The 25,617-nt window shown below is 59.8% G+C and carries 23 protein-coding genes; 13 read left to right on the top strand and 10 right to left on the bottom strand.

Annotated features, from left to right (window positions below; genetic code table 11):
* Positions 1-79: 79 nt before the first annotated feature.
* From BLR20_RS15205 to azu, 3 genes are all read left to right on the top strand, one after another.
* Positions 80-2,575 carry a circularly permuted type 2 ATP-grasp protein gene (locus BLR20_RS15205; RefSeq protein WP_054994384.1) on the top strand — a complete coding sequence of 832 codons (2,496 nt, stop codon included), beginning with the start codon at positions 80-82 and terminating at the stop codon, positions 2,573-2,575.
* A complete protein-coding gene (locus BLR20_RS15200; RefSeq protein WP_010427806.1) occupies positions 2,575-3,468 on the top strand; it encodes a transglutaminase family protein in 894 nt (297 codons plus the stop codon). The genes BLR20_RS15205 and BLR20_RS15200 overlap by 1 nt, the downstream gene beginning before the upstream one ends.
* A gap of 152 nt (positions 3,469-3,620) precedes the next feature.
* A complete protein-coding gene (azu, locus tag BLR20_RS15195; RefSeq protein WP_010427807.1) occupies positions 3,621-4,067 on the top strand; it encodes an azurin in 447 nt (148 codons plus the stop codon).
* A gap of 214 nt (positions 4,068-4,281) precedes the next feature.
* On the opposite strand, the gene nadE is transcribed toward azu, so the two are convergent.
* The 3 genes from nadE to BLR20_RS15175 all read right to left on the bottom strand — a co-directional run bounded on the left by nadE (position 4,282) and on the right by BLR20_RS15175 (position 7,364).
* Entirely contained in the window at positions 4,282-5,109 is an 828-nt protein-coding gene (gene nadE, locus BLR20_RS15185; protein WP_010427808.1) for an ammonia-dependent NAD(+) synthetase, read from the bottom strand.
* A 26-nt stretch (positions 5,110-5,135) separates the two neighbouring features.
* A complete protein-coding gene (gene pncB / locus BLR20_RS15180; protein ID WP_010427809.1) occupies positions 5,136-6,359 on the bottom strand; it encodes a nicotinate phosphoribosyltransferase in 1,224 nt (407 codons plus the stop codon).
* A 99-nt stretch (positions 6,360-6,458) separates the two neighbouring features.
* Positions 6,459-7,364, bottom strand: coding sequence for a LysR substrate-binding domain-containing protein (locus tag BLR20_RS15175; RefSeq protein WP_054994385.1), 906 nt, complete (start codon positions 7,362-7,364; stop codon positions 6,459-6,461).
* A gap of 499 nt (positions 7,365-7,863) precedes the next feature.
* On the opposite strand from BLR20_RS15175, the gene BLR20_RS15170 reads away from it, so the two are divergent.
* The 6 genes from BLR20_RS15170 (at position 7,864) to BLR20_RS15140 (ending at position 14,462) form a co-directional block, all read left to right on the top strand.
* Positions 7,864-9,000 carry a branched-chain amino acid ABC transporter substrate-binding protein gene (locus BLR20_RS15170; protein ID WP_010427811.1) on the top strand — a complete coding sequence of 379 codons (1,137 nt, stop codon included), beginning with the start codon at positions 7,864-7,866 and terminating at the stop codon, positions 8,998-9,000.
* Between the two features lie 161 nt (positions 9,001-9,161).
* A complete protein-coding gene (locus tag BLR20_RS15165) occupies positions 9,162-10,076 on the top strand; it encodes an ABC transporter permease subunit (protein ID WP_003366358.1) in 915 nt (304 codons plus the stop codon).
* A gap of 2 nt (positions 10,077-10,078) precedes the next feature.
* Positions 10,079-11,392: a high-affinity branched-chain amino acid ABC transporter permease LivM gene (gene livM, locus BLR20_RS15160; RefSeq protein WP_010427812.1), complete on the top strand. Its 1,314-nt coding sequence runs from the start codon at positions 10,079-10,081 to the stop codon at positions 11,390-11,392.
* Positions 11,389-12,264: an ABC transporter ATP-binding protein gene (locus BLR20_RS15155; protein WP_010427813.1), complete on the top strand. Its 876-nt coding sequence runs from the start codon at positions 11,389-11,391 to the stop codon at positions 12,262-12,264. The genes livM and BLR20_RS15155 overlap by 4 nt, the downstream gene beginning before the upstream one ends.
* On the top strand, positions 12,261-12,977 hold the full coding sequence (locus BLR20_RS15150; RefSeq protein WP_004407872.1) for an ABC transporter ATP-binding protein: 717 nt from the start codon (positions 12,261-12,263) through the stop codon (positions 12,975-12,977). Before BLR20_RS15155 ends, BLR20_RS15150 begins: the two co-directional genes overlap by 4 nt.
* A gap of 720 nt (positions 12,978-13,697) precedes the next feature.
* Positions 13,698-14,462 carry an SDR family oxidoreductase gene (locus BLR20_RS15140; RefSeq protein WP_032615396.1) on the top strand — a complete coding sequence of 255 codons (765 nt, stop codon included), beginning with the start codon at positions 13,698-13,700 and terminating at the stop codon, positions 14,460-14,462.
* 36 nt (positions 14,463-14,498) lie between these two features.
* Here BLR20_RS15140 and BLR20_RS15135 read toward each other — a convergent pair whose 3' ends face one another.
* The 7 genes from BLR20_RS15135 to yghU all read right to left on the bottom strand — a co-directional run bounded on the left by BLR20_RS15135 (position 14,499) and on the right by yghU (position 22,379).
* Entirely contained in the window at positions 14,499-15,713 is a 1,215-nt protein-coding gene (locus tag BLR20_RS15135) for an AGE family epimerase/isomerase (RefSeq protein WP_054994386.1), read from the bottom strand.
* A gap of 72 nt (positions 15,714-15,785) precedes the next feature.
* On the bottom strand, positions 15,786-17,678 hold the full coding sequence (gene dxs / locus BLR20_RS15130; RefSeq protein WP_054994387.1) for a 1-deoxy-D-xylulose-5-phosphate synthase: 1,893 nt from the start codon (positions 17,676-17,678) through the stop codon (positions 15,786-15,788).
* Between the two features lie 162 nt (positions 17,679-17,840).
* Entirely contained in the window at positions 17,841-18,728 is an 888-nt protein-coding gene (locus BLR20_RS15125) for a polyprenyl synthetase family protein (RefSeq protein WP_054994388.1), read from the bottom strand.
* A complete protein-coding gene (locus tag BLR20_RS15120; protein ID WP_010427819.1) occupies positions 18,725-18,970 on the bottom strand; it encodes an exodeoxyribonuclease VII small subunit in 246 nt (81 codons plus the stop codon). Before BLR20_RS15120 ends, BLR20_RS15125 begins: the two co-directional genes overlap by 4 nt.
* A 102-nt stretch (positions 18,971-19,072) precedes the next feature.
* Positions 19,073-20,239 carry a cystathionine beta-lyase gene (gene metC, locus BLR20_RS15115; RefSeq protein WP_054994389.1) on the bottom strand — a complete coding sequence of 389 codons (1,167 nt, stop codon included), beginning with the start codon at positions 20,237-20,239 and terminating at the stop codon, positions 19,073-19,075.
* A 78-nt stretch (positions 20,240-20,317) separates the two neighbouring features.
* A complete protein-coding gene (locus tag BLR20_RS15110) occupies positions 20,318-21,334 on the bottom strand; it encodes a PDDEXK nuclease domain-containing protein (protein WP_054994390.1) in 1,017 nt (338 codons plus the stop codon).
* 202 nt (positions 21,335-21,536) lie between these two features.
* Positions 21,537-22,379 (bottom strand): glutathione-dependent disulfide-bond oxidoreductase, encoded by an 843-nt coding sequence (yghU, locus tag BLR20_RS15105; RefSeq protein ID WP_054994391.1) that lies wholly within the window; start codon positions 22,377-22,379, stop codon positions 21,537-21,539.
* A 314-nt stretch (positions 22,380-22,693) separates the two neighbouring features.
* Here yghU and BLR20_RS15100 point away from each other — a divergent pair, with 314 nt between their 5' ends.
* The 4 genes from BLR20_RS15100 to BLR20_RS15085 all read left to right on the top strand — a co-directional run bounded on the left by BLR20_RS15100 (position 22,694) and on the right by BLR20_RS15085 (position 25,615).
* Positions 22,694-23,470 (top strand): ABC transporter permease, encoded by a 777-nt coding sequence (locus BLR20_RS15100; protein ID WP_054994392.1) that lies wholly within the window; start codon positions 22,694-22,696, stop codon positions 23,468-23,470.
* Positions 23,467-24,171, top strand: coding sequence for an ABC transporter ATP-binding protein (locus tag BLR20_RS15095; RefSeq protein WP_032615382.1), 705 nt, complete (start codon positions 23,467-23,469; stop codon positions 24,169-24,171). Before BLR20_RS15100 ends, BLR20_RS15095 begins: the two co-directional genes overlap by 4 nt.
* Positions 24,172-24,237: 66 nt before the next feature.
* A complete protein-coding gene (locus tag BLR20_RS15090; protein WP_054994393.1) occupies positions 24,238-24,999 on the top strand; it encodes a glycosyltransferase family 2 protein in 762 nt (253 codons plus the stop codon).
* Between the two features lies 1 nt (position 25,000).
* Complete coding sequence (locus tag BLR20_RS15085; protein WP_054994394.1) at positions 25,001-25,615, top strand: PI-PLC domain-containing protein; 615 nt, start codon at positions 25,001-25,003, stop codon at positions 25,613-25,615.
* Positions 25,616-25,617: the final 2 nt, after the last annotated feature.

The raw sequence follows: 25,617 nt of genomic DNA, 5'->3' as shown, positions 1-25,617 counted from the left end.
GCTCTGTGCGTCAGATGCACACGGACGTGACATCTGACTGCACTAATCTGAAGTCCTTACGTTGCCTGCCGAGCCTTCCATGCCCGACCTGCTTGACCACTACCCGCTGTCCGAGGGTACTTACCACGAAATGCTCGACGCCGACGGAGCCGTTCGCCCGCACTGGCGTCGTCTGTACGAGCACATGCGGCGCAGCAGCGCGGCGCAACTGATCCAGCGCCAGGCCCTGCTGACCCGGCAGATTCAGGAAAACGGTGTCACCTATAACGTGTATGCCGACCCCAAGGGCGCTGATCGTCCGTGGGAGCTGGACCTGTTGCCGCACATCATTGCAGCGGACGAATGGCAGCACGTGGCGGCAGGGATTGCCCAGCGTGCACGGCTGCTCAACGCAGTGCTTGCGGACCTTTACGGCCCGCAGACGCTGATCGCCAATGGCCTGCTGCCCGCCGAACTGGTGTTTGGCCACAACAACTTTCTCTGGCCGTGTCAGGGCGTGAAGCCCCCTGAAGGCACGTTCCTGCACATGTACGCCGTCGATCTGGCGCGTACCCCGGACGGGCGCTGGTGGGTCACTGCCGACCGTACCCAGGCGCCCTCGGGTGCCGGTTATGCGCTGGAAAACCGCCAGAGCGTCGCGCGCGCCCTGCCGGAAACCTATCGCGACCTGCAAGTCCGGCACCTGTCGGGTTTCTTTGACGCGCTGCAGCAGACGCTGGCCCGTCAGGCGCCAACCAGCAACGAGGCACCGCTGATCGTCCTGCTGACGCCGGGGCGTTTCAACGAAAGCTACTTCGAACACTTGTACCTGGCGCGGCAACTGGGCTATCCGCTGGTCGAGGGTGGCGATCTGACGGTGCGCGATGCCACGGTCTACCTGAAAACCCTCAGCGGCTTGCGCCGGGTTCACGCCATCATGCGCCGCCTGGACGATGACTTCTGCGATCCACTGGAGTTGCGTACCGATTCTGCGCTGGGAGTGCCGGGGCTGCTTGAGGCCGTGCGTCAGGGCAACGTGCTGGTCGCCAATGCGTTGGGTAGCGGTGTACTGGAGTCGCCGGGGCTGTTGGGCTTTTTGCCGAAGATCAGTCAGTACCTGTTCGGCGAGGACCTGATCCTGCCCTCGGTGGCGACCTGGTGGTGCGGAGAGCCACCGGTGCTGGCCCAGGCGCTGGAAAAACTACCGGATCTGCTGATCAAGCCGGCGTTCCCCTCGCAGCACTTCGCGCCGGTGTTCGGGCGTGATCTGAATGAGGAACAGCGCCTCGCGCTTGCCCAGCGCATGCAGTCGCGGCCCTATGCCTACGTCGCTCAGGAGCTGGCGCAGTTGTCCCATGCTCCGGTGCTGCAGGCCGATGGCACAGGTTTGCAGCCGCGCGCCATCGGCATGCGCGTGTATGCAGTGGCCAGCCTCGACGGCTATCGCGTGCTGCCGGGCGGCCTGACCCGAGTGGCCGCCGAAGCCGATGCCGACGTGGTTTCGATGCAGCGTGGCGGGGCAAGCAAGGACACCTGGGTGCTGGGCGAGCGCTCGCACCTCGGCGAGCCGTGGAAGGGCCAGCGTAAGCTGGGTGTCTACGACCTGATCCGTCGCGACCCTTATCTGCCGTCACGAGTGGTGGAAAACCTGTTCTGGTTTGGACGTTACTGCGAGCGCTGCGACGACAGTGCACGCCTGCTGCGCATCATGCTGACGCGCTACGTCGACGATGATGACCCTCTCGCGCTGCAAGCCGCCGTTGCGCTGGCCGAGAGCCTGGGCATGCTGCCCGAGGCGCAGGAGGGCGAAGAGCTGAAGGATCGTCTGCTCGTCGCGCTGCTGGGGGACGAGTGGCCGTTCAGCCTGCGCGCCAATTTGCAGCGTCTGCAGTGGGCGGCCTCGCAAGTGCGCGGCAAGTTATCCAAGGAAAACTGGCAGGCGCTGGTCGAATTGCAGCGCGAAGCCTTGAGCCTGGAAAGCGAAGAGCCGGATTTCGGCGAACTGCTGGATTTTCTCAACCGTCTGGTGATGTCGCTGGCGGCGCTGTCCGGTTTTGCGCTGGACGACATGACCCGCGACGAAGGCTGGAATTTCCTGATGATTGGGCGACGGATCGAGCGCCTGAAGTTTCTCAGCACCAGTCTGTCGGCGTTTTTGCGCGGGCTGGTGGTTTTCGAGCGCGCCGGGCTGGAGTGGTTGCTGGAGCTGGGCAACAGCAGCATCACCTATCGCTCGCGTTACATGGCGGTGCCGCACCTGATTCCGGTGCTGGACCTGTTGCTGCTCGACGAGCAGAACCCGCATGCGGTGCTGTTTCAGCTCAAGCTGGTGCAGCGCTCGTTGCGCCGTCTCAACGACGAGTTCGATGCGCCACGCGACAGCAGCCTTGCAGTGCTGTCGCAGCGTCTTGCCGCGTTCGACCTGGGCAGCCTGGAGAATCCGTTGTTTGGCCAGAGCAGTATCGACGCCGTGCTCGACGGGCTGGCGGATTTGCTGCAAAGCATTGGTGACAGCAGCGGACAGGCGTCCGATCGCCTGGCGTTGCGTCATTTTGCCCATGTCGATGATGTTAGCCAACGCACGGTGTCTGTCTGATGAGCGCTTTCTACCAGATTTTCCATGACACGCATTACAAGTACGACAGCCCGGTTTCGCTGGCCCAGCAATTGGCGCATCTGTGGCCGCGCAGCAGTCCCTGGCAGCGTTGCACCGAGCAGGCGCTGGAGATTCTCCCTGAACCCACCACGCGTCGCGATGAGCTGGATGTATTCGGCAACCCGCTGACCCGTCTGGCCTTCGAGCGTCCGCACGATGAGTTGCAGGTCAATGCGCGGTTGCGTATCGAGGTTATGGAGAAGCCGTTTCTGGATTTCAATCTGTCGCCGGAATGGGAGGTGACCCGCAGTGCGCTGACGTACAGCGCCAAGCCGATGACGGAGGATATTCTGGAGGCCTGTCGCTATCGCTTCGAATCCCCCTACGTGCACTTGAAGCGCTCGTTCGTCGAGTTCTCGCAGGTCTGTTTCCCGCCGGGACGCCCGTTGTTGCTGTGCGTACAGGCGTTGATGGAGAAGATTTTCGACGAGTTCACCTTCGATGAAGAGGCCACTCAGGTCGCCACGCCGCTGGTGGAGGTGCTGGAGCGGCGGCGGGGCGTGTGTCAGGACTTCGCCCATTTGATGCTCGCGTGTCTGCGCTCCCGTGGCCTGGCGGCGCGTTATGTGAGCGGCTATCTGCTCACCCAGCCGCCACCGGGCCAGCCCCGGCTGATTGGTGCCGATGCTTCGCATGCCTGGGTCTCGGTATTCTGTCCTGCGTCTGGCTGGGTCGATTTCGACCCCACCAACAATGTGCAGCCTGCGCTGGAGCACATCAGCCTGGCCTGGGGGCGTGATTTCTCTGATGTCTCGCCGTTGCGTGGCGTGATTCTGGGCGGCGGCACGCATGATCCGGAGGTACGGGTCACGGTGATGCCGGTCAGCGGCTAATTACCTGTTGCCGTGAATCGTTCTTCAAAAGGGCGCTCTGTCGTGAGCGTCCGCGGGACCATTTGACGCACGTTCTTGGAACCGCGGCCCTGATCGGGCACTCTCTTCTTACATCAGTTTTACGTTAATCAAGTCCTGCCCTGGAGATTCAAATGATTCGCAAGCTTGTAGCGATTTCGCTGTTGTCATTGGCCAGTGGCCAGTTGCTGGCTGCCGAGTGCTCGGCCACAGTCGATTCGACCGATCAAATGATGTACGACACCAAAGCCATTGAGATCGACAAGAGCTGCAAGGAATTCACCGTCAACCTGACTCACTCCGGTAGCCTGCCGAAGAATGTCATGGGCCATAACTGGGTGCTGGGCAAAAAGGCCGATACCCAGGCAATCGTCACTGACGGCATGGCGGCGGGTATCGACAAGGAGTATTTGAAGCCGGACGACAGCCGCGTCATCGCCCACACCAAAGTCATCGGTGCTGGCGAAAAGGATTCGGTGACGTTTGACGTGTCGAAGCTCGACCCTGCACAGGAATACCAGTTCTTCTGCACATTCCCCGGGCACATCAGCATGATGAAAGGCGCTGTGACCCTCAAGTAACGACAGGTCCCTTGAGCAGTGCGAGGAGCGTCGCTCGATAGTTGGGATTGCCGTTCCTCACGTTTCAGCGTGGGAACTCCTTGGGTGACGCTCTGCGTCACAGGTCTGTGCCGCGCCGCACATTCAGAAGCGGACGCAGAGCGTCCGGAAAGGCGTACCCACGCGGAGCATGGGCACGATAGTGTTGCAGCTCTCTCGTTCCGCAAACACCCACTCAAGGCGCGTAAGGCAGTTCGCGCTTGTGCTGGGTTTTGGCGTAGGTGTCGCAAATGATCCGGAAGGCTTCCTCGCGTACCGGCTCGCCGTGCAGGAAGGCGTCGATCTCGGCGTAGGTCACGCCGTGCGAGGCTTCGTCCGGTTTGCCGGGGGACAGGTCTTCCAGGTCCGCAGTCGGTACTTTCTCAACCAGTGATTCCGGAGCGCCGAAATGGCGGGCGATGGCGCGTACCTGGTTTTTCACCAGACCGCTCAATGGTGCCAGGTCGCAGGCGCCGTCGCCGAACTTGGTGAAGAAGCCCATTACCGCTTCGGCCGCATGATCAGTGCCGATCACCAGCCCATGATAGGCCCCGGCGACGGTATATTGCGCAACCATGCGCATGCGCGCCTTGGTGTTGCCGAGCACGAAATCCACCGAGGTCGCTGGAAGCCCGTCGAAGGCCTTGACCTCGGCGGCCAAGGCTTTGACGCTGCTGCCGATGTTGATGGTATGGCGCTCGTCCGGCTCGATGAAGTCGACCGAGGCCTGGGCTTCGTGCTCATCGGCCTGCACCACATAGGGCAGGCGCACCGCGATGAAGCGATAGGCGTTGTCACCCGTGCTTTCACGCAGCTCCTTGACCGCGCGCTGGGCGAGCAGACCGGCCGTCAGCGAGTCGACCCCGCCGCTTATGCCGAGCACCAGCGTCTTGAGCCGTGCGTTCTGCAGGCACTCCTTGATGAAGTTGACGCGGCGGGCGACCTCGGCCTGCAGCGCGTTCTGGTCCGCGAAAGGTGGCTGGACCTTGAGCTGTTCAGCAATCTGGCGCTGTACGGCGTGCATGATTCACTCCTCGTAGATAGGACAATTCAAGCGGGTTTTTCCGGGCTCGGCAAATCCGGCACCTTGAACACATGCCGCAGGTAGGCGACAAAGTTCGGGTCCTTGCACTGCGTCTTGCCGGGCTCGTCAGAGATTTTCGCCACGGCCTGACCGGCGCACGCGGTCATTTTCAAGACCATGTTCATCGGCGCGATGCCGGGAATGTCGGCCGTCAGGTTGGTGCCGATCCCGAAGCTGACATTGATGCGTCCGCGCAATGCGCGAAAGATATCGAGCGCCTTGGGCAGGTTCAGTCCATCGGAAAAAACCAGAGTCTTGCTCATTGGGTCGATACCGAGCTTCTGGTAATGCGAGATGCATTTTTCGGCCCACTTCACCGGGTCGCCCGAATCATGGCGCAAGCCGTCGAATAGTTTGGCGAAGTACAGATCGAAGTCGTTCAGGAACGCATCGGTGGTGATGCAGTCGGTCAGCGCGATCCCCAGCAGGCCGCGATATTCGCGGACCCAGCAATCGAGTGCGGCAATCTGACTGTCGATCAGGCGCGGTCCCAACTGCTGATGCGCCATGATCCATTCGTGGGCCATGGTACCCAAGGGCTTCAGGTCCAGTTGACGGGCCAGATGAACGTTGCTGGTGCCGACGAACTGGCCTGGGAAGTCGTTTTTCAGGACGCCAAGCATTTCTTCCTGCACGCGGTAGGAAAACCGCCGGCGCGTGCCGAAGTCCGCCACTTTCAGCTCGGCCAGTTCATCCGTCGTGGCATGCGTGGTCAGCCATTCGAACTTGTCATACAGACGATCACGCGCCTGGCTGAGCAGGGTGTCCGGGTAACGATGCCTGTTGCGCACTTCGCTGACGATGGCCAGCAGCGGCACTTCAAAGAGGATGACGTGCAGCCACGGTCCGTGCAGGCGAATGCACAGTTCGTCATTCTCGATGGTGGTTTTCACGTAGCGGGTATTGAAGCGGAACAGCCCGAGAAAACGCAGGAAATCCGGTTTGATGAACGTGATGCGCTCCAGAAAAGCCAGGTGTTCGGGGCTCAGCGACAGCTCGCACAACAGCTCGATCTGGTGCTTGATTTCATCCAGATAGGGGCGAAGGTCCTCCCCGTTGCGGCAACGGAACTCCCACTCGACGTCCACGTTGGGGTAGTTGTGCAGGACGGCCTGCATCATGGTCAGCTTGTAGAAATCGGTATCGAGCAGGCTTTGCACGATGCGATTGGAAAAGGCGCTCTCGCTCATTGAATCAGGCTCTCCAGAGCAGCCGGATAAAGTGGGGCGCGTGACTTCCTGTCTGTCACCATGGAAGGCTCACGGCCGGATGGGTGTGCATTGTCGCCCTTAAGCGGGGGGTTGATCCAACTGTTCCAGCATCCACTGCAGAAAAACCCGGATTTTGGGTACGTCGGCGGTGTGTTCCGGATAGGACAGGTAGTAGGCGCTGTTAGTGCTGGGCAATGCGTAATCCCAGGCAATCACCAGTTTGCCCTCGGCCAGTTCCTCCTCGACCAGAAAGCGTGGCAGCAGCGCAACGCCACAGCCGACCTGAGCCGCGCGGATGCACATATAGAAGGTTTCAAAGCGCGGACCGTGATAGCTGTGGTCGGTGTGATAGCCCTGGCTCTCGAACCATTCATGCCACGCTTCGGGGCGGAAAGCATTCTGCAGCAGTACCAGTTCGCTCAGTTGGGTCGGGTCGCTGAGCGGCTCGTCAGGCAGGCTTTCGGGAGCACACACCGCTACCAGTTCCTCGCCGAACAGCTTCACGCTTTCTGCACCGGGCATCGCGGCCTGGCCGAAATAGAACGACACGTCGCAGCGGCCCTTGATCAGGTCATCGGATTCCTGTTCGTTGAGCAGGTCCAGGTGAATATGCGGGTGACGCAGGCGCCAGCCCTTGAGGCGCGGCACCAGCCAGCGGGCGCCAAACGTCGACGGGGTGGAAACCCGCAGCACTTCGGTTTCTCCGCCATAGGAGCGCAGAAAGTGGGTGGACATCTCGATCTGGGTCAGGATCTTGCGCACTTCGGCCAGATACAGCGCCCCGGCCGGGGTCAGTTGCAGACGGCGGCGCACGCGCTGAAACAGCAGGTGCTGAACCAGCTCTTCGAGTTGCGCGACCTGTTTGCTGACGGCGCTCTGGGTCAGGTTGAGTTCTTCAGCAGCGCGCGTGAAGCTCAGGTGCCGGGTCACTGCCTCAAAGCATTGCAATGCGGCTATCGAGGGCAGATGACGTTTGTTCAGCATGATGACTTCTCTGTTTGCGGCGCGCGGGGGCTGGCGTAAGCAATATGAATAATCGGAATGATATCTCGCTTAAAGGTTGTTTGTCGGGTGTCTGCAGGGAGGTTATTACTGGCGGCGCGTGACGCGGGTTTCAGAATCGAGCGATGTCTGCGGCAGGTCTCGTTTAATCCGCTAGCCTCAAATGGTGCGTCTCGTAGCGTTCGCGCACCGGGCGTGTGCAATTCGGTGACGTGTGCTGTTACAGGTGGGTTGCCCATCACGACATGCGCTGGTTGCTACTTGAGTGCGCGTGGGTTGCTCTTTTTTCATCAGGGGTTGCACCTTGTGCGTCCGAAGCAACCGCAGGGCCCTGTAGCGCGGCGTCTGGTTATTGAATGGCACGAAACACACGCCATCTCCCTCAACTAAAAAGCGATGGCACGCGCCTTGCTCTGACCAACTCTGTATCTGCTCGATCATGAAAGTGCCAACTAAAAAAATATCCTCAGGAGCACCACTTATGTCGCATACGTTTTACAGGAAAGGTTTTCTGGCAATCGCAGTGGCTACTGCATTGGGCGTGTCTTCGTTTGCACAGGCGGACGTGAAAATCGGCGTAGCGGGCCCGATGACCGGCGCAAACGCGTCGTTTGGTCAGCAATACATGAAGGGCGCGCAGGCTGCGGCCGATGCGATCAATAAAGCCGGTGGTGTCAATGGGGAGAAAATAGTGCTGGTCGCGGGTGATGACGCCTGTGAGCCGAAACAGGCCGTCGCCGTTGCGAACCGCCTGGTGGATCAGGAAAAAGTAATTGGTGTGGTCGGGCACTTCTGCTCGTCGTCGACCATCCCGGCTTCGGAGATCTACGGCGATGCTGGCGTTATTGCCATTACGCCCGGCTCGACCAACCCGGCCGTGACCGAACGTGGCCTGAAAGAGATGTTCCGCATGTGCGGCCGTGACGACCAGCAGGGTATCGTTGCCGGTGACTACATCGTCGACGTGCTCAAGGGCAAGAAAATCGCCGTCATCAACGACAAGGACACTTACGGTAAGGGCCTCGCTGACGCAACGGCCAAGCAACTGACCGCGCGTGGCGTCAAGCCGATCCTCGAAGAAGGTCTGACCCGTGGTGAGAAAGACTTCAGTGCTCTGGTCACCAAGATTCGCTCGGTCGGCGCTGATGTCGTGTACTTCGGTGGTCTGCACCCGGAAGCCGGTCCGCTGGTTCGGCAGATGCGCGAGCAGGGCCTCAAGGACGTCAAGTTCATGTCCGATGATGGCGTCGTGACTGACGAACTGGTCACCACTGCAGGTGGCGCGCAGTACGTCGATGGCGTGTACATGACCTTCGGTGCTGACCCGCGCGCGTTGCCGGACAGCAAGGCTGTCGTGGACGAATTCCGCAAGGCCGGTTACGAGCCTGAAGGTTACACCCTGTACGCTTACGCTTCGGTACAGGCTCTGGCTGCCGGTTTCAACGGTGCCAAGTCCAACAAGGGTGACGCAGCCGCCACATGGCTCAAGGCCAATCCGGTCAAGACCGTCATGGGTGAAAAAGCCTGGGATGCCAAAGGTGACCTGAAAGTCTCCGATTACGTGGTTTACCAGTGGGACGCCGCCGGCAAATACAAGCAACTCGAAAAACAGAAGTGAGATAGACCTCGCGTCGGCCCTGCGCGTCAGGCGCTGACCCGATGATGGGCTCGCCCAAGAGCGAGCCTGCATCTCTTTTAGTGTTTTCGGACCTGTCGGTCATGCCTCACAAGGGTGTGGCTGGCGGGGTGCTGAGCTGCCTTTTTGTGTGAGCGTGCGTGATGGATGGAATCTTCCTGCAACAAATGGTCAACGGACTCACTCTCGGGTCTGTCTACGGCCTCATCGCCATCGGCTATACGATGGTCTACGGCATCATCGGCATGATTAACTTCGCCCACGGCGACGTGTACATGATTTCCGCCTACCTGGCCGCCATCGGCCTCGCGGTTCTGTCTTTCTTCGGACTGGAATCTTTTCCGTTCCTGATTCTCGGTACGCTGATCTTCACCATTGTGGTCACTGGCGTTTACGGCTTCGTCATCGAGCGTGTGGCGTACAAGCCACTGCGCAACTCGACCCGTCTGGCACCGCTGATCAGCGCCATCGGTATTTCCCTGATCCTGCAGAACTACGCACAGATCAGCCAGGGTGCGCGCCAGCAAGGCGTGCCGACGCTGCTCGAAGGTGCGTGGCGGTTTGAAGTCGGCAGCGGCTTCGTGCAGATCACCTACACCAAGATCTTCATCCTCATCGCCGCCTTCGTCGGCATGGGCGTGCTGACCTACATCATCAAGTACACCAAGCTGGGCCGCATGTGCCGGGCCACGCAGCAAGACCGCAAGATGGCCTCGATCCTCGGCATCAACACCGACCGGGTCATTTCCTATGTGTTCATCATCGGCGCGGCCATGGCGGCACTGGCCGGTGTGCTGATCACCATGAATTACGGCACGTTCGACTTCTATGCGGGCTTCATCATCGGCATCAAAGCGTTTACTGCCGCCGTGCTCGGCGGGATCGGTTCGTTACCGGGTGCCATGCTGGGCGGTTTGATCCTGGGGGTTGCCGAGTCGCAGTTCTCCGGTCTGATCAACTCCGATTACAAAGACGTGTTCAGTTTCGGCCTGCTGGTGCTGATCCTGATTTTCCGTCCCCAAGGCCTGCTGGGTCGCCCACTCGTGGCGAAGGTATAAGTATGTCCGTTCCTGTTGCTGTTCCTGTTTCCAAACCTGTCGACATCAAGAAAAGTCTGATCGATGCCGTGGTCGCCGGGTTGCTTGCGCTGATCGTGTTCGGCCCCATTGTCGGGATCGTGCTCGATGGCTACAGCTTCAACCTGCAGCCGACCCGCGTGGCGTGGCTGGTGGGCGTGGTCATGATCGGTCGCTTTCTGATCAGTCTGTTTCTGCAAACGCCCAGAGGCCTACGTGTTTCCCAGAGCTTCGAAAGCTCCGACTCTGGCGTGCATGTGCTCAAACCGGATCATCGATCGCGCCTGTACTGGATCATTCCGCTGCTGATCGTGATTGCCATCGTGTTCCCGATCTTCGCCAACAAGTACATTCTGACCGTGGTCATCCTCGGTCTGATCTACGTGCTGCTCGGCCTGGGGCTGAACATCGTGGTCGGTCTGGCGGGGCTGCTCGATCTTGGCTATGTGGCGTTTTACGCCATCGGCGCTTACGGCCTGGCGCTGGGCTATCAGTACCTCGGACTGGGCTTCTGGTCGGCCTTGCCGCTGGCGGCGATTGCGGCGGCGCTGGCCGGATGCATTCTCGGCTTTCCGGTGTTGCGCATGCATGGCGACTACCTGGCCATCGTGACCCTAGGGTTCGGCGAGATCATTCGTCTGGTGCTGAATAACTGGCTGTCGTTTACCGGCGGTCCGAACGGTGTGCCGGTGCCGGCGCCCACCTTCCTCGGGCTGGAATTCGGCCGCCGCGCCAAGGACGGCGGGGTGCCGATCCATGAATATTTCGGCTTCGATTACAACCCGGACCTGAAATTCATCTTCATCTACACCGTGCTGTTTCTGGTCGTGCTGGCGGTGCTGTTTATCAAGCATCGCCTGACCCGCATGCCGATCGGGCGTGCCTGGGAAGCCTTGCGCGAGGACGAGATCGCCTGTCGTTCGATGGGCCTCAATCACGTGCTGGTCAAACTGTCGGCGTTCACCATCGGTGCGTCGACCGCAGGCCTTGCCGGGGTGTTTTTTGCCAGCTACCAGGGCTTCGTCAACCCGACCTCATTTACCTTTTTCGAGTCGGCGCTGATTCTGGCGATTGTGGTGCTGGGCGGCATGGGATCGACCGTCGGTGTGGTCATCGCCGCGTTCGTACTGACCGTTGCGCCTGAACTGCTGCGCAGCTTCTCCGAATACCGCGTGCTGCTGTTCGGGATTCTGATGGTGCTGATGATGATCTGGCGACCGCGCGGCCTGATTCGCATCAGCCGCACCGGGGTGAAACCGCGCAAGGGCGCGCTGGTCACAGAGGGGGCTGCGCGATGAGCACTGAAGTGATTCTCTCCGTCGAGCACCTGATGATGCACTTTGGCGGCATCAAGGCGCTCAGCGACGTCAGCCTCAAGGTCCGTCGCAATTCGATCTTCGCCCTGATCGGCCCCAACGGTGCGGGCAAGACCACGGTCTTCAATTGCCTGACCGGTTTCTACAAGGCCACTGGCGGACGCATCGAACTGCATACCCGCGGCAAGACCACCAACGTGATCAGGCTGTTGGGCGAACCGTTCCAGGCGACCGACTTCGTTTCGCCGAAAAGCTTCCTCAGCCGGGTGTACTACAAAATGTTCGGCGGCACCCATCTGGTCAACAGGGCAGGGCTGGCGCGCACGTTCCAGAACATTCGCCTGTTCAAGGAAATGTCGGTGGTCGAAAACCTGCTGGTCGCCCAGCACATGTGGGTCAACCGCAGCCTGATCAGCGGGATCCTGAATACCAAGGGATATCGCAAGGCCGAAGAGGACGCGCTGAATACCGCGTTCTACTGGCTGGAGGTGGTCGATCTGGTGGACTGCGCCAACCGTCTGGCTGGCGAATTGTCCTATGGGCAACAACGCCGCCTGGAGATTGCGCGGGCCATGTGCACACGGCCGCAGGTGATCTGCCTGGACGAGCCGGCAGCCGGTCTCAATCCGCAGGAGACCGAGGCACTCAGCGGCATGATCCGCCTGCTGCGTGACGAGCACGACATGACCATCGTGCTGATCGAGCACGACATGGGCATGGTCATGGGGATTTCCGACGATATTGTGGTGCTCGACCATGGCAACGTGATTGCGATGGGCGGGCCGGAACAGATCCGTAACGATCCGAAGGTGATCGCCGCGTATCTGGGCGCTGATGAAGAGGAGCTGGTATGAGCAAGCCGATCCTCGAACTGAAAGAGATCGATGTGTTTTACGGGCCGATTCAGGCCCTGAAGAAAGTCTCGCTGCACATCAATGAGGGCGAAACGGTGAGCCTGATCGGCTCCAACGGTGCGGGCAAATCCACACTGCTGATGTCGATCTTCGGTCAGCCGCGCGCGGCCAGCGGGCAGATCATCTATCAGGGCACCGACATCACCCAGAAGTCCTCGCATTACATCGCTTCCAACGGCATTGCGCAGTCGCCGGAGGGGCGCCGGGTGTTTCCCGACATGTCGGTCGAGGAAAACCTGATGATGGGCACCATCCCGATTGGCGACAAGCATTCGGCCGAAGACATGCAGCGCATGTTCGAGCTGTTCCCCAGGCTCAAGGAGCGCCGCAATCAGCGAGCCATGACCATGTCCGGGGGGGAGCAGCAGATGCTCGCCATCGCCCGCGCGCTGATGAGTCGTCCGAAATTGCTGCTGCTCGATGAGCCAAGCCTGGGTCTGGCACCGATCATCGTCAAACAGATCTTCTCGACCTTGCGTGAACTGGCAGCCACGGGCATGACGATATTTCTGGTCGAGCAGAACGCCAACCACGCTCTCAAGCTGTCCGACCGGGCTTATGTGATGGTCAATGGCGAGATTCGACTGTCCGGCACCGGGCAGGAATTGCTGGTAAATGAAGAGGTAAGGAACGCTTATCTGGGCGGGCATTGAGTTCGTCAAAACCCTGCCGTTTTCTTCGCGCGCCCCGGATGCTCAAACATCCGGGGCGCGCTCGTATGCAATTGTGGAAAACAATTTTGGCGCGTCTGACAAGTGCGACATAAAACCGCTGCAAAGAGTTGTTTTGTCACCGTTTTGACTTGTTCAGGTTTACTGTGGAACCGGCTGTTAATAACTTGGGAGTATTTACCTGCAGCCCTTTATGCATAAGGCCTGTAGAAGAGTGGTTAAATTTTGCACAGAGGTTTTTGGCCAACTTTATGGAGGGTTTGTCAACTGCATTCGAGCTGGTCGTTCATACAGTTTTTGCAGGTCAACAGCCTGTGGATAAGTCTGTTAACAAGCCTTGGAAAGACTGCCCCGGACGTTACAGAGTCTGGGCTACAGGCCATCACCGTTTTCTGACGCTTTTCGGCCCCTTGACGGTGTCGGGCAAAGTCAAGGGAAAAACTTTGCCTGATACGCCGCAGGCCCCGAAAGACGTGACGTTCAGCGTCACTGACTTGCCCCCAGAGATTGTGGGTCTGACTGTGGATAAGGTGGGCAAAAGTGCCTGTGAGGCCCGTGGCGCAAGGCTTGCTTCGGGTTGGTTGTTTTTTGTACAGATACACTCGGTTGTTGCATCGATGTCCCGCTGACGGGCATTCTGCTGCCCTTGCCAGAAACTTATTAACAGGCAGCGCTGTTTTTGCGCCATGTCAGGAGAATGAAATGACTTCCACTGTATTCATCACGGGCGCCACTTCCGGTTTTGGCGAGGCGTGCGCCCGCCGTTTCGCCGAGGCAGGCTGGTCGCTGGTGCTGACCGGTCGACGCAAGGACCGCCTGGATACCTTGAGCGCCGAGCTGTCGAAGCAGACCAAGGTGCATACGCTGGTGCTGGATGTGCGTGACCGCAAGGCGATGGAGAGCGCCATCGCAGGTTTGCCTGAAGAGTTCGGCACCATTCGCGGGCTGATCAACAACGCCGGTCTGGCACTGGGAATCGACCCGGCACCCAAGTGCGATCTGGATGACTGGGACACCATGATCGACACCAACGTCAAAGGTCTGGTTTACACCACCCGTTTGCTGCTGCCGCGCCTTATCGCGCATGGTCGCGGCGCGAGCATCGTCAACCTGGGGTCGGTCGCCGGTAACTACCCTTATCCGGGTGGCAACGTCTACGGTGGCACCAAGGCCTTTGTCGGGCAGTTCTCGCTGAACCTGCGCAACGATCTGATCGGCACAGGCGTGCGGGTCACCAACCTCGAGCCGGGGCTGTGCGAGAGCGAGTTTTCGCTGGTGCGTTTCGGCGGTGATCAGGCCAAGTACGACGCCACCTACGCCGGTGCCGAGCCGATTCAGCCGCAGGACATCGCCGATACCATCTTCTGGATCATGAACACGCCAGCGCACGTCAACATCAACAGCCTGGAACTGATGCCTGTCAGCCAGACCTGGGCCGGCTTTGCGATTGATCGCAACCGCGGCTGATTGACCTGCTGACCGGGCCGCGTTGCTGCGGCTCGATCAGTTGTCTGCTGGGGTTGGCGGCGGGAATGCGCTGACGAAGCGGTTTTCGACGAAATCCGCCAGACCGATGTAGCAGGTCGCCAAGTGGTAGGGCGTGGTCGACGGCATGTCGCTGCGGCTGACCCTGCCATCGGGCTCGACGCACTCGTTCCAGCCCCTGGCATGCAGAAAGCGCTGTTCGAAGGCCGACAACTGCTGAGTCAAGGCCAACTCGCAGTCCGGGCGCAGGGCCATGGCCCGCAGGTATTCTGCCTGGGCCCAGATACGTTGAGTGCCATCGCGCACCGTACCATCGAGCGCCAGCATCGCCGTCACAGCCCCGCTCTGTGTGTCGACTCCCTGCGCCTGGGCGTAGGCGAACGCGCGGGTCATGGATTCATGCAGCTCGCGCCCGTGCAGTTCCGGCGATGATTGCAGCAGGAAGAACCATTCAAACTGATGGCCTGGTTCGTACCAGTTATCCACAGCGCCCAGAGGCTTCTCCAGCATTACGCCGGTTGCCGTATCGACGAAACGGCGCTGCATGTGGATAACCAGCGCGTCCAGTGCCGCCTGCGTGGCAGGGTCGGCACGCACCGACAGGGTGGCCAGAAAGGCCTCTGCCAGGTGCATCAAGGGGTTTTGCAGCGGACCGGTGCCCAGTACCGACCAGTCTTCATCGAGTTGCGCCTCGTAAAGCCCGTCGTCGTCGGCAAAGCGTTCTGCCACAACGTTGAGCGCTGCGTTGAGCACCGACTCTGCCAGCGGGTCCTGCACTTTCGCCCAGTAATGTGCGCAGGCAAAAATAATGAAGGCATGGGTGTAGAGGTCCTTGCGGCGATCCAGCGGCTTGCCCTGCGGATCGATGCTGTAGAACCATCCACCATGCTCGGCATCGTGGAAGTGCTGTTGCAGGGAGCGGAACAATTCACCGGCCCGCGCCCGCGCGCCTGGCAATTGCGCGTGATCGATGAGGCTGGAAAACAGAAACAGCTGACGCGCACAGGCCATGGCGCGATAGCGTTGCGGCGGCAACGGTTGATCACTGGCGTCGAGTGCTTCGTAGGGCAATGCCAATTGCGCGTTCCAGCCAGGGCCCTGCCACAGCGGAACGACGACCTGCATGAAGTGCTGCTGCAAGGCGGCGAACAGCGAGGTCAATTCAGGCGTGGAGGCGGAGCGGGTCACATGAGGCATCGGCTGGCATCGCGGCAGTGTCGAAGTGCGCAGCATGTTATCAGGATTGCTGCGCGAGGGAGGGTGATGATCGTTCCTCACGCCAGACGCGTGAGGAACCTCTGGCAGTCAGCCGATCAGCGCCAGTCGCTCGTTGATTGCGGCTTCGATCCCCTTGGCATCCAGGCCGCACTCAGTGAGCATCTGCGCAGGCTTGGCATGCTCGACGTAGACATCCGGCAGACCCAGGTGCAATACCGACTTGAGGATATTGGCGCGTGCCAGGAACTCGCTGACCGCAGCACCGGCACCGCCCATGACGGCGTTTTCTTCCAGTGTGACCAGCAATTCGTGGTTGGCGGCAGCTTCGCTCACCAGGGCTTCGTCCAGTGGCTTGACGAAACGCATGTCGATCACCGTTGCGTCGAGCTTCTCGGCCACCACCAGCGCCTCGGCCAGTTGCACGCCGAACGCCAGTATCGCAACGCCCTGGCCCTGACGACGCACGACGCCCTTGCCGATCTCGACCGTGTCCAGACTGGCCTCGATCACCGCGTTAGGGCCGGTGCCGCGTGGGTAGCGCACTGCCGCGGGGCCGGTGTGCAGGTAACCGGTGCTGAGCAGCTTGCGCAGTTCGTTTTCATCGCTCGGCGTCATGACCAGCATGCCGGGGATGCAACGCAGATAGGAAAGGTCGAAGCTGCCCGCATGAGTCGGGCCGTCTTCGCCCACCAGCCCGGCGCGGTCGATGGCGAACAGCACGTCGAGGTTCTGTACCGCGACGTCGTGGATCAACTGATCGTAGCCACGCTGCAGGAAGGTCGAATAGATCGCCACGACCGGCTTGCTGCCTTCGCACGCCATACCGGCTGCCAGGGTCACTGCGTGTTGTTCGGCAATGGCCACATCGAAGTAGCGCTCCGGGAAGCGTTCGCTGAACGCGACCAGATCCGAGCCTTCCTTCATTGCTGGCGTGATGCCGACCAGCCGCGAGTCAGCCTCGGCCATGTCACAGATCCACTGACCGAACACGCCGGAGTATTTCGGTGCGCTGATCTTTTTCTGCGCGGCAGGCGCATTCAGCGGCTCGAGCTTGGTAATGGCGTGATAGCCGATCGGATCGACTTCGGCCGGCTCAAAACCCTTGCCCTTCTTGGTCACCACATGCAGAAACTGCGGGCCTTTCAGGTCACGCATGTTGCGCAGGGTGGCGATCAGGGTCGGCAGGTCGTGGCCGTCGATAGGGCCGATGTAGTTCCAGCCCAGCTCTTCGAAGAGCGTGCCCGGGACCAGCATGCCTTTGGCGTACTCTTCGGTGCGCCGCGCAATCTCCCAGGCACCGGGCAGGCGCGAAAGCACCTTTTTGCTGCCCTCACGCATGCTGCTGTAGGTGCGGCTGGAAAGGATCTTGGCCAGGTAGTTCGACAGACCGCCGACATTGCGCGAGATCGACATGTCGTTGTCGTTGAGGATCACCAGCATGTCGGCGGCCACTTCCGGCGCGTGGTTCAACGCTTCGAAGGCCATGCCGGCGGTCAGCGCACCGTCGCCGATCACGGCAATCGATTTGCGCTCGCTGCCCTGCAGGCGCGAGGCAATCGCCATACCCAGCGCGGCACTGATCGAGGTGCTGGAGTGCCCGACACCGAATGTGTCGTACTCGCTTTCGCTGCGCCGCGGAAAGGCCGCAACCCCGTCCTTCTGGCGCAGGGTGGACATGCGCGCGCGACGGCCGGTGAGGATCTTGTGCGGATAGGCTTGATGACCCACGTCCCACACCAGACGGTCGTCCGGGGTGTCGAAAACGTAATGCAGCGCGATGGTCAGCTCGATGACCCCAAGGCCAGCACCGAAATGCCCTCCGGTCTGGCCAACGGAATACAGCAACTCCAGGCGCAGTTCATCGGCCAGGGTTTCCAGCTCGGCTTCGCCCAGACGGCGCAGGCCGTGCGGGGTATCGGCTCGGTCGAGCAACGGCGTGACCGGGCGCTCGCGTGGGATCTCTTTGAACGTCGTGGGCATCAGGCGAATCGTTATAAGTAAAAGAGGCGGCAGTTTACCTTATGCATCGCACGCTGCCCATGAAGTGAGTCGGCGGATGATCTGCCGACTGACATGTGTACTCACTGAGACCACGATGAAGCGTGGTTGATTCAGCGGATTTTACGGTTCGGGTGCCAGTGCTCAGTGGCGACGTTCGACGATGTAGCGTGCCAGCTGGCGCAACGGCTCTGCGGCGGTATCGAACGGGCTCAGCGCCTGCAGCGCCTGATCACACAGTTCCAGTGCATAGTGCTTGGCCGCTTCCAGGCCCAGCAGCGCCGGGTAGGTCGGCTTGTCGCGGGCGATGTCGGCGCCCTGGCGCTTGCCGAGGGTCGCGGTATCGCTTTCGACATCGAGAATGTCGTCCTGGACCTGAAACGCCAGACCGATTGCACGCGCATAGACCTGTAGAGCATCGAGCCGCGGCTGATCGGCATGACCGCTGGCCAGTGCGCCAAGCCGGACGCTGGCTTCGATCAATGCGCCGGTCTTGTGACGATGCATGTATTCCAGTGCGGCCTGATCGAGCTTCAGCCCCACTGAACCCAGGTCGATGGCCTGACCACCCACCATGCCCGCCGGTCCGGCCGCAGTCGCGAGGGCCGTGACCATCTGCAGACGCGTCTCGGCATCGCGTGACGTCAGATTGGGGGCGAGCAGGGCCGTAAAGGCCAGGCTTTGCAGGCCGTCACCGGCGAGGATCGCGCAGGCTTCATCGAAAGCCTTGTGTGTGGTCGGCTGGCCACGACGCAGGTCGTCGTCGTCCATTGCCGGCAAATCGTCATGTACCAGGGAGTAGGCATGAATCAGTTCAACGGCGCAGGCGGCACCGTTGGCATCCTCGGCTACACCGCCCAGTGCTTCGCAGGCGGCATACGCGAGCAGCGGACGCACGCGCTTGCCGCCGTTCATCACGCTGTAGCGCATGGCTTCGTAGAGGCGGTCGAGTTCAGGGGCGGGTGCCTGAAACAGCCCGTCGAGTGCTGCGTTGACGCGAGTCTGGCTTTGCGCTTGATAGCTCGCGATCATTCGGGGAGTTCCGCATCGTCGAACGGCTCTTCGCTCAGCTCGCCATCGCGCTCCAGCAGTACCTGAACCTTCTGCTCGGCCTGGGTGAGGGCGCTCTGGCAGTCGCGGGTCAGGCGTACACCTTGCTCGAAGGCGGTGAGGGAGTCTTCCAGCGACAACTCGCCGTTCTCCAGCCGCTCTACCAGCGTTTGCAGATCAGCGAGTGACTGTTCGAAATCCAGTGCAGCTTTCTTGCGGGCCATGAGGGCATTTCCGGTAGAGGTTAAACCGCGCGACACTAGCAGAGCGATGGCGTCTGGGCAAATTGCGGCGACGGGCTTGCGCTCTTCAAGCGGCTGCCGGGGTCAACCTGCCGCAAACCCGTTGTGCAGGTCTGCGATCAGATCCTCCGGGCTTTCCAGGCCGACCTGCAGTCGCAGCATCGGGCCGGTGCCGCGGTCGGGGCCGTGTTGCTCGACTTCCGTGATCAGGCTTTCGAAACCACCCCAGGAATAGCCGATGCCGAACAGTTTCAACGCGCCGGTAAAGCGATCCAGCACCTGCCGGTCAACGGTATTGAATTCGAAACTGAGCAAGCCGTTGCAGCCATGGAAATCGCGTTTCCAGATCGCGTGGCCCGGATCGTCCGGCAACGCGGGATAGCGCACGCGGGCAACCTGAGGCTGGGCCTGCAGCCATTGAGCGATCTGCAGCGCATGGCGCTCATGCATGGCCATGCGCGCCGCCAGACTGCGGGCTCCGCGCAGCACCAGATAGGCATCGTCGGGGCTGACGGTATTGCCTACGGCGGTGTTCATGGTCTTCAGGGTATGCCAATGCGCTTCAGTGGTGCTGACGCTGCCCATCATGACGTCGGAATGCCCGGCCACGTACTTGGTCAGAGCCATCAGCGAAATGTCCGCGCCCAGCTCCAGCGGCTTGTACAGCACCCCGGAGCCCCAGGAGTTATCCACAGCCAGCAGCAGATTCCTGGCCCTGCACAGCTGCGACAGGGCAGGCAGGTCACACATGTCAAATGTCAGCGAGCCTGGCACCTCGGCATAGATCATCCGGGTGTTGGCCTTGATCAGCGATTCCACATTACTGCCGTCGGCCGCGTAGAAATCGAACTGGATGTCGAAGGCGGTCAGCATGGTTTTCGCCAGCCGCCGAACAGGGCCATAGACCGATTCGGTGATCAGGACATGATCGCCGGGGCGCAAGAACGACTGAAACATCTGCGCCACTGCGGCCAGCCCGGTCGGGTACAGGCAGGTGCCGTGTGCGCCTTCGAGCTCGGAGATGAGGTCCTGCAAGGCAAACGCGGTCGGGTTGCCGTTGGCGCCGTACGTCAGCGAGCGCTCCGGCCCCGCGGTACGAATTTCCGCCTGTCGCAGACTCTCCAGACTGTCGAACAGCACCGTACTGAGGCGCACGACCGGCGGGTTGACCGCAATCCCGGGCCCGCTGCCGGCACTGCGGCCGCGTTGCGACAGGGCGGTGTGGGCACGAGGGTCTTTGTCTTGCGGCATTGGAGGCTCCGGGTGGAAAGGCTTGCAGGCTGCGGCTCAGGTACCCGCAAGCGTAATGCATCGTGCGCCTGGCAGGTATCACTGATCGTTCAACACAGCGCTTGCGTAGAATTCATGCAGTTTCGCTTGCAGTAACTGTCTGTCCGGCAGGCGGGTCTGGTACTCGGCAATCAAAGCGGGTGAAAGCGAGCGGTTCAGAGCGTACTCGACGACTTCGTCGTTTTTGCTGGCGCAGAGTAAGACGCCAATGGCCGGGTTTTCATGGGGTTTGCGTTCGTTGCGGTCCAGCGCTTCCAGGTAGAAGTCCAGCTTGCCGAGGTATTCGGGCTCAAAGCGGCCGACCTTGAGCTCAATGGCAACGAGGCAGTTGAGGCCTCGATGGAAAAACAGCAGATCCAGAGCAAAGTCCTGGCCACCGACCTGCAATGCGTACTCGGAGGCGACAAAACAGAAATCGCGACCTGGCTCGATCAGAAAGTCCCTCAGGCGTTTCAACAAGCCGCCATGCAGGTCCGATTCGGCGTGCCCCGGTGGCAGCTCCAGAAACTCCACCATGTAGGCATCACGGAATATATCCAGTGCGGCCGGCCGGGTTTCCTTGAGCATCGCCGAGGCTTTGGCTGGCTGGGTGACAGTGCGCTCGAACAGAGCGTTCTTGAATTGGCGCTCAAGTTCGCGTTTTGACCACCTTTCCTGAGTTGCCATTTTCAGGTAGAACTCGCGTTCTTCAGGACGCTTGCTCTGGCTGAAAATGATCAGGTTATGTGACCAGGATAATTGTCGCGCCAGTGGCGCGACTTTCTCTTCTGCACGGTAAATCTCATAGAATTGACGCATGCGAAAAAGGTTGCTGCGCGTAAAACCACGCAGTCCTGGCTGGGTGGTGGCCAGATGCTCGGCAAGCTGGGTGACCACCGCGTCACCCCATTCAGCGTTTTCAAGCTTGCGACTGATGTAAGCGCCGACTTGCCAGTAAAGCTCGATCAATTGGGTGTTCACCGCCTGTGCGGCCTGCTGTCGAGCGCTCCGGATCATGGCGAGCACTTCATCAAAGCGATCATGTACAGGCGTATGCGGTGTGTTGGGAGTACTCATACTGAAAGTACTCCACTGCGTGGCAACCCGATGGGCGATTGCAAGCGAAAGTCTGGAAGAACAGTTCTTCGGCTCATAAAGGCGCGTCCTTGGGCAGTGGCTAAGGTCGGCTACTTTACGGGCGGATCAGGACGTCCTGTTCCAGAGTTTCCTGTGGGTTTGTAGCATCAGGTTTCTGTCTGCGCAGGCCTGGATTTGTGCCTCATTTATCCAGATCGGACGCCTGATGCCGCTCCGGAACCTGATCGGCTTCTTCGCCCCAGGTGCGATTGACCTTCTGGCCTCTGATAACGGCAGGGCGTGCGGCGATTTCTTCTGTCCAGCGAATCAGGTTCGGGTATTCGTGTACCGAGAGGAATTCGGCCGCCGAATACACCTTGTTCTGCACCAGTGCGCCATACCATGGCCAGACTGCGATATCGGCAATCGTGTAGGTATCGCCAGCCAGGTAGCGGTGCTCGCCCAGGCGACGGTTCAGCACATCGAGTTGGCGCTTGGCCTCCATCGCGAACCGGTTGATGGGGTATTCGAGTTTCTCCGGCGCGTAGGCATAGAAATGCCCGAAACCGCCACCCAGGTACGGCGCGGCGCCCATCTGCCAGAACAGCCAGTTCAGCGTTTCGGTACGGCCTGCCGGGTCGGCAGGCAGGAAGCTGGAAAACTTCTCTGCCAGGTACAGCAGAATCGAACCGGACTCGAATACCCGAACAGGTGTTTCATGACTTCGATCCAGCAATGCGGGGATCTTGGAATTCGGATTGATCTCGACAAAACCGCTGGAGAACTGCTCGCCCTCGGAGATGCGGATCAGCCAGGCATCGTATTCCGCGCCGCTGTGTCCGAGCGCCAGCAGCTCTTCGAGCATGATCGTGACCTTCACGCCGTTGGGGGTGGCCAGCGAATAAAGCTGCAGCGGGTGCTTGCCCACCGGCAGCTCCTTGTCGTGCGTGGGGCCGGCGACGGGGCGGTTGATGCTGGCGAACGTACCGCCCGCTTTTTTTTCCTGCTGCCAGACCTTCGGCGGGGTGTAGGACGTTTGGGTCATGAGGAGCCTCGCTTGTTCAAGGGTGATCGCTGGACCGGTCGTGTTGCAAAGGACCATTGACGTTATAGATCAACGCGCGTGCAGGGAAGTGCCTTGCGATCTTGAACGAGTGTAGCGAGGGCAGGAGGGGCTCATTTCGCTGCAGTGGGTAGCTTGTAGAATATTCCTACAGGAACTAAGGCGGCGTCCTATAGCTGTAGCAGGGTGAAAGAAGAGAACATGTGTGCGCAGCATGAGGCCATAAGGTTATTCATTTATGACCTTGGTTGTCAAAGTCGTTCTCTCTGATTTGCCTATTAATAGCTGGATACCTTATGCCGTACTTATGCAGTCCAGGCGTTATGAAATGGCGTGACCTGATCATTAACCTTGTCTCCAAGGAAATAAAAATCCGTTACATGGGCGCAACGTTGGGCTTTATTTGGTCATTGGGTAATCCGCTGGTCGTCACACTCACGTATTACACAGTGTTCACCTATATTCTGCCCAGTAGTCAGGACCGCTTCGCGCTTCATCTGGTGACGGGTGTTGTCCACTGGATGCTTCTGGCGCAAATTGTTTCGCAAAGCGGAGAGTGGCTGATCAATAACGGCAACCTCATTCGAAAGTTACGTTTTCCCCGATTGTTGCTACCCATTTCCGGGGCGCTGGCAATCATTGTTTTCTGGGCCGGCTGCATGCTCGTCTATGCGTCGTTATTTGCCATGCTCGGTGGAGTGTTTTCGCGTGCGCTGTTGTTTTATCCGATTGTGCTGATCGCATTCATGGCATTGATCATGGGCGTTGGTCTGGCACTCAGCGTCATCCAGGTCACCGTTCGGGATGCCAAGCACTTCATCGACGTGTTTCTACCCTTGCTGTTCTGGCTCACGCCCATTGTATGGGTGACTTCATCGCTGCCCGACGGTATCGCCCGCATTGCGGCCTATAACCCGATAGGTCTGTACTTCAACAGTTTCACCAGCATTCTGCATGCCGGAGTCGTTCCCGAGCCCCGTGATCTGCTGCTCTGCGTGTTCATGGGCGCTGCGTCGCTGCTTGTAGGCCTGTTGATGTTCAGGAAGGTGGACAACGTGGTGGAGTATTTATGAGTCGCGTGGTCATCAAGGCAGAAAACCTCACCAAACAGTTTGTTCTGCGCCACAACAGGGGCGGGTTGAAGAAGAAGTTTCTGGGACTATTTGACGCTCGGTACCGCGAGCGTGCCGAAACATTCACGGCAGTAAGCGACGTGTCGTTCACCCTGCATAAAGGCGAATCACTTGCACTGGTGGGGCATAACGGTTCTGGTAAAAGTACGCTGTTACAACTGGTTTCGCGCATCCTGGTACCCACCAGTGGGCGTCTGACCAGTGTGGGGCGGGTAGCACCGCTAATCGAAATAGGGGTGGGTTTTCACCCCGAGCTGACCGGTGAAGAAAATATCTACCTGAACGCCAGTCTGTTTGGATTGAGCAACAAGGAAGTGCGCTCGCGCTTCAATGAAATTGTCGATTTTTCCGGTTTGGGAAATTTCATTGATACACCGGTAAAGAACTACTCGTCAGGTATGTACATGAGGCTGGGTTTTTCAGTCGCCGTTCACGTAGAGCCTCAGACATTACTGGCTGACGAGGTACTTGCGGTAGGCGATGAAGAGTTCAAGCGCAAATGCCACGAACGAATTCGGGTGATGCAGGATGACGGGATGGCCTTGATTCTTGTTACCCACGCAGTAGAAGAAGGTAAAGAGTTTTGCCAGCGTTACCTGACGCTCGAGCGTGGCCGGATGACCGGGCACGGTTATTACTGATTCATTGTTTCGCGATGCCATGCTTCCAATCAACTTGGCCATCACTTAATTCATAAAGGTATTTCCATGTTGCAAATTATCGTTCCGATGGCCGGGGCCGGGAGTCGCTTTGCCGTTGCGGGTTACACCGATCCCAAACCGTTGATCCCTGTGCATGGTGTACCGATGATCAAGGTGGTTATCGACAACCTGACGCCGGAGTGCCCGCACCGCTTCATCTTTATCTGTCAGGCGGAACAGGTCGCAAGCTACGGGCTGAGAGAAAAGCTGAGTGCCTGGGCGCCTGGCTGCGAGATCGTCGAGCTCGGCGGGCTGACCGGTGGCGCTGCGTGCTCCGTGTATGCAGCGAGGCACCTGCTCGACGACGGCGAGCAAGTGATGATCGCCAACAGCGATCAATACGTCGATGTGGATATAAACGCCTATCTGCAGGCAATGAACGAGAGTGATGCAGAGGGTTTGATCATGACCATGAAAGCCGACGACCCGAAATGGTCGTTCGTGGGCTTCAGTGCTGCGGGCCTGATCGACCGTGTGGTGGAAAAGGAGGTTATCTCCGACGAGGCCACTGTCGGCATCTATAACTTTCGCCGCGCAGGTCAACTGATATCGGCCATCGAGGCGATGGTCGCGAAAGATCTTCGCGTCAATGGCGAGTTCTATGTTGCACCGGTTTACAACGAGCTCATCGGGCAGGGCGCCAGGGTCATTCATTACAGCATTGGCGCAGAAGGTCATGGCATGTATGGCCTGGGCATACCGGCAGATCTCGACCGGTTCCTGTCGCTGCCGCTGAGCAGGCAGGCAGCCTCGGGAAAAGAGGCCTGACATGCAGATCATCAGCCACCGCGGCTATTGGCTGCAAAAGCCCGAGCGCAATTTGCCGGAAGCCTTTCATCGATCGTTCGACCTTGGCTTCGGCACCGAGACCGATGTCCGCGATGTGGCTGGCCAGTTGGTCATTGCCCACGACATGCCCAAGGGCGGTGAGCTGACGCTGGAGGGTCTGCTCGACATCATGGCCGGTCGCAACCTGCCTCTGGCCATCAACGTCAAGGCAGATGGCCTGGCACAGGCTCTCGCTGAAACCTTCGCCCGGTACAGCCACACCCACTGGTTCGCCTTCGATATGGCGGTGCCGGACATGCGCAGTTACCTCAATGCCGGGCTCGTCACTTACACCCGTCTCAGTGATGTTGAACCGTCGCCAGCCTGGCTTGAACAGGCAGCAGGCGTCTGGCTTGACGGTTTTGAGGGAGAGTGGTTTTCCGATCAGGTCATTGGCGATCTGCTTTCTCAGGGCAAGCAGGTTTGTGTGGTGTCACCCGAGTTGCACGGGCGTGCTCATGACGCCCTGTGGCGGCAATTGCTTGAGTTCGGGTCGCAGGACCGTTTGATGCTGTGCACTGATCTTCCCGCAGACGCAGCCACTTTTTTCTCGTGAGG

The sequence above is a fragment of the Pseudomonas congelans genome (assembly GCF_900103225.1).
In the GTDB taxonomy this organism is placed as follows: Bacteria; Pseudomonadota; Gammaproteobacteria; order Pseudomonadales; family Pseudomonadaceae; genus Aquipseudomonas; species Aquipseudomonas congelans.
This window is presented reverse-complemented; position numbering and strand designations above follow the sequence as displayed.

Coding starts and splice junctions, on each gene's coding strand:
- BLR20_RS15205 (WP_054994384.1), top strand. CDS start 80: ATGCCCGACCTGCTTGACCACTACCCGCTGTCCGAGGGTACTTACCAC.
- BLR20_RS15200 (WP_010427806.1), top strand. CDS start 2,575: ATGAGCGCTTTCTACCAGATTTTCCATGACACGCATTACAAGTACGAC.
- azu (WP_010427807.1), top strand. CDS start 3,621: ATGATTCGCAAGCTTGTAGCGATTTCGCTGTTGTCATTGGCCAGTGGC.
- nadE (WP_010427808.1), bottom strand. CDS start 5,109: ATGCACGCCGTACAGCGCCAGATTGCTGAACAGCTCAAGGTCCAGCCA.
- pncB (WP_010427809.1), bottom strand. CDS start 6,359: ATGAGCGAGAGCGCCTTTTCCAATCGCATCGTGCAAAGCCTGCTCGAT.
- BLR20_RS15175 (WP_054994385.1), bottom strand. CDS start 7,364: ATGCTGAACAAACGTCATCTGCCCTCGATAGCCGCATTGCAATGCTTT.
- BLR20_RS15170 (WP_010427811.1), top strand. CDS start 7,864: ATGTCGCATACGTTTTACAGGAAAGGTTTTCTGGCAATCGCAGTGGCT.
- BLR20_RS15165 (WP_003366358.1), top strand. CDS start 9,162: ATGGATGGAATCTTCCTGCAACAAATGGTCAACGGACTCACTCTCGGG.
- livM (WP_010427812.1), top strand. CDS start 10,079: ATGTCCGTTCCTGTTGCTGTTCCTGTTTCCAAACCTGTCGACATCAAG.
- BLR20_RS15155 (WP_010427813.1), top strand. CDS start 11,389: ATGAGCACTGAAGTGATTCTCTCCGTCGAGCACCTGATGATGCACTTT.
- BLR20_RS15150 (WP_004407872.1), top strand. CDS start 12,261: ATGAGCAAGCCGATCCTCGAACTGAAAGAGATCGATGTGTTTTACGGG.
- BLR20_RS15140 (WP_032615396.1), top strand. CDS start 13,698: ATGACTTCCACTGTATTCATCACGGGCGCCACTTCCGGTTTTGGCGAG.
- BLR20_RS15135 (WP_054994386.1), bottom strand. CDS start 15,713: ATGCTGCGCACTTCGACACTGCCGCGATGCCAGCCGATGCCTCATGTG.
- dxs (WP_054994387.1), bottom strand. CDS start 17,678: ATGCCCACGACGTTCAAAGAGATCCCACGCGAGCGCCCGGTCACGCCG.
- BLR20_RS15125 (WP_054994388.1), bottom strand. CDS start 18,728: ATGATCGCGAGCTATCAAGCGCAAAGCCAGACTCGCGTCAACGCAGCA.
- BLR20_RS15120 (WP_010427819.1), bottom strand. CDS start 18,970: ATGGCCCGCAAGAAAGCTGCACTGGATTTCGAACAGTCACTCGCTGAT.
- metC (WP_054994389.1), bottom strand. CDS start 20,239: ATGCCGCAAGACAAAGACCCTCGTGCCCACACCGCCCTGTCGCAACGC.
- BLR20_RS15110 (WP_054994390.1), bottom strand. CDS start 21,334: ATGAGTACTCCCAACACACCGCATACGCCTGTACATGATCGCTTTGAT.
- yghU (WP_054994391.1), bottom strand. CDS start 22,379: ATGACCCAAACGTCCTACACCCCGCCGAAGGTCTGGCAGCAGGAAAAA.
- BLR20_RS15100 (WP_054994392.1), top strand. CDS start 22,694: ATGCCGTACTTATGCAGTCCAGGCGTTATGAAATGGCGTGACCTGATC.
- BLR20_RS15095 (WP_032615382.1), top strand. CDS start 23,467: ATGAGTCGCGTGGTCATCAAGGCAGAAAACCTCACCAAACAGTTTGTT.
- BLR20_RS15090 (WP_054994393.1), top strand. CDS start 24,238: ATGTTGCAAATTATCGTTCCGATGGCCGGGGCCGGGAGTCGCTTTGCC.
- BLR20_RS15085 (WP_054994394.1), top strand. CDS start 25,001: ATGCAGATCATCAGCCACCGCGGCTATTGGCTGCAAAAGCCCGAGCGC.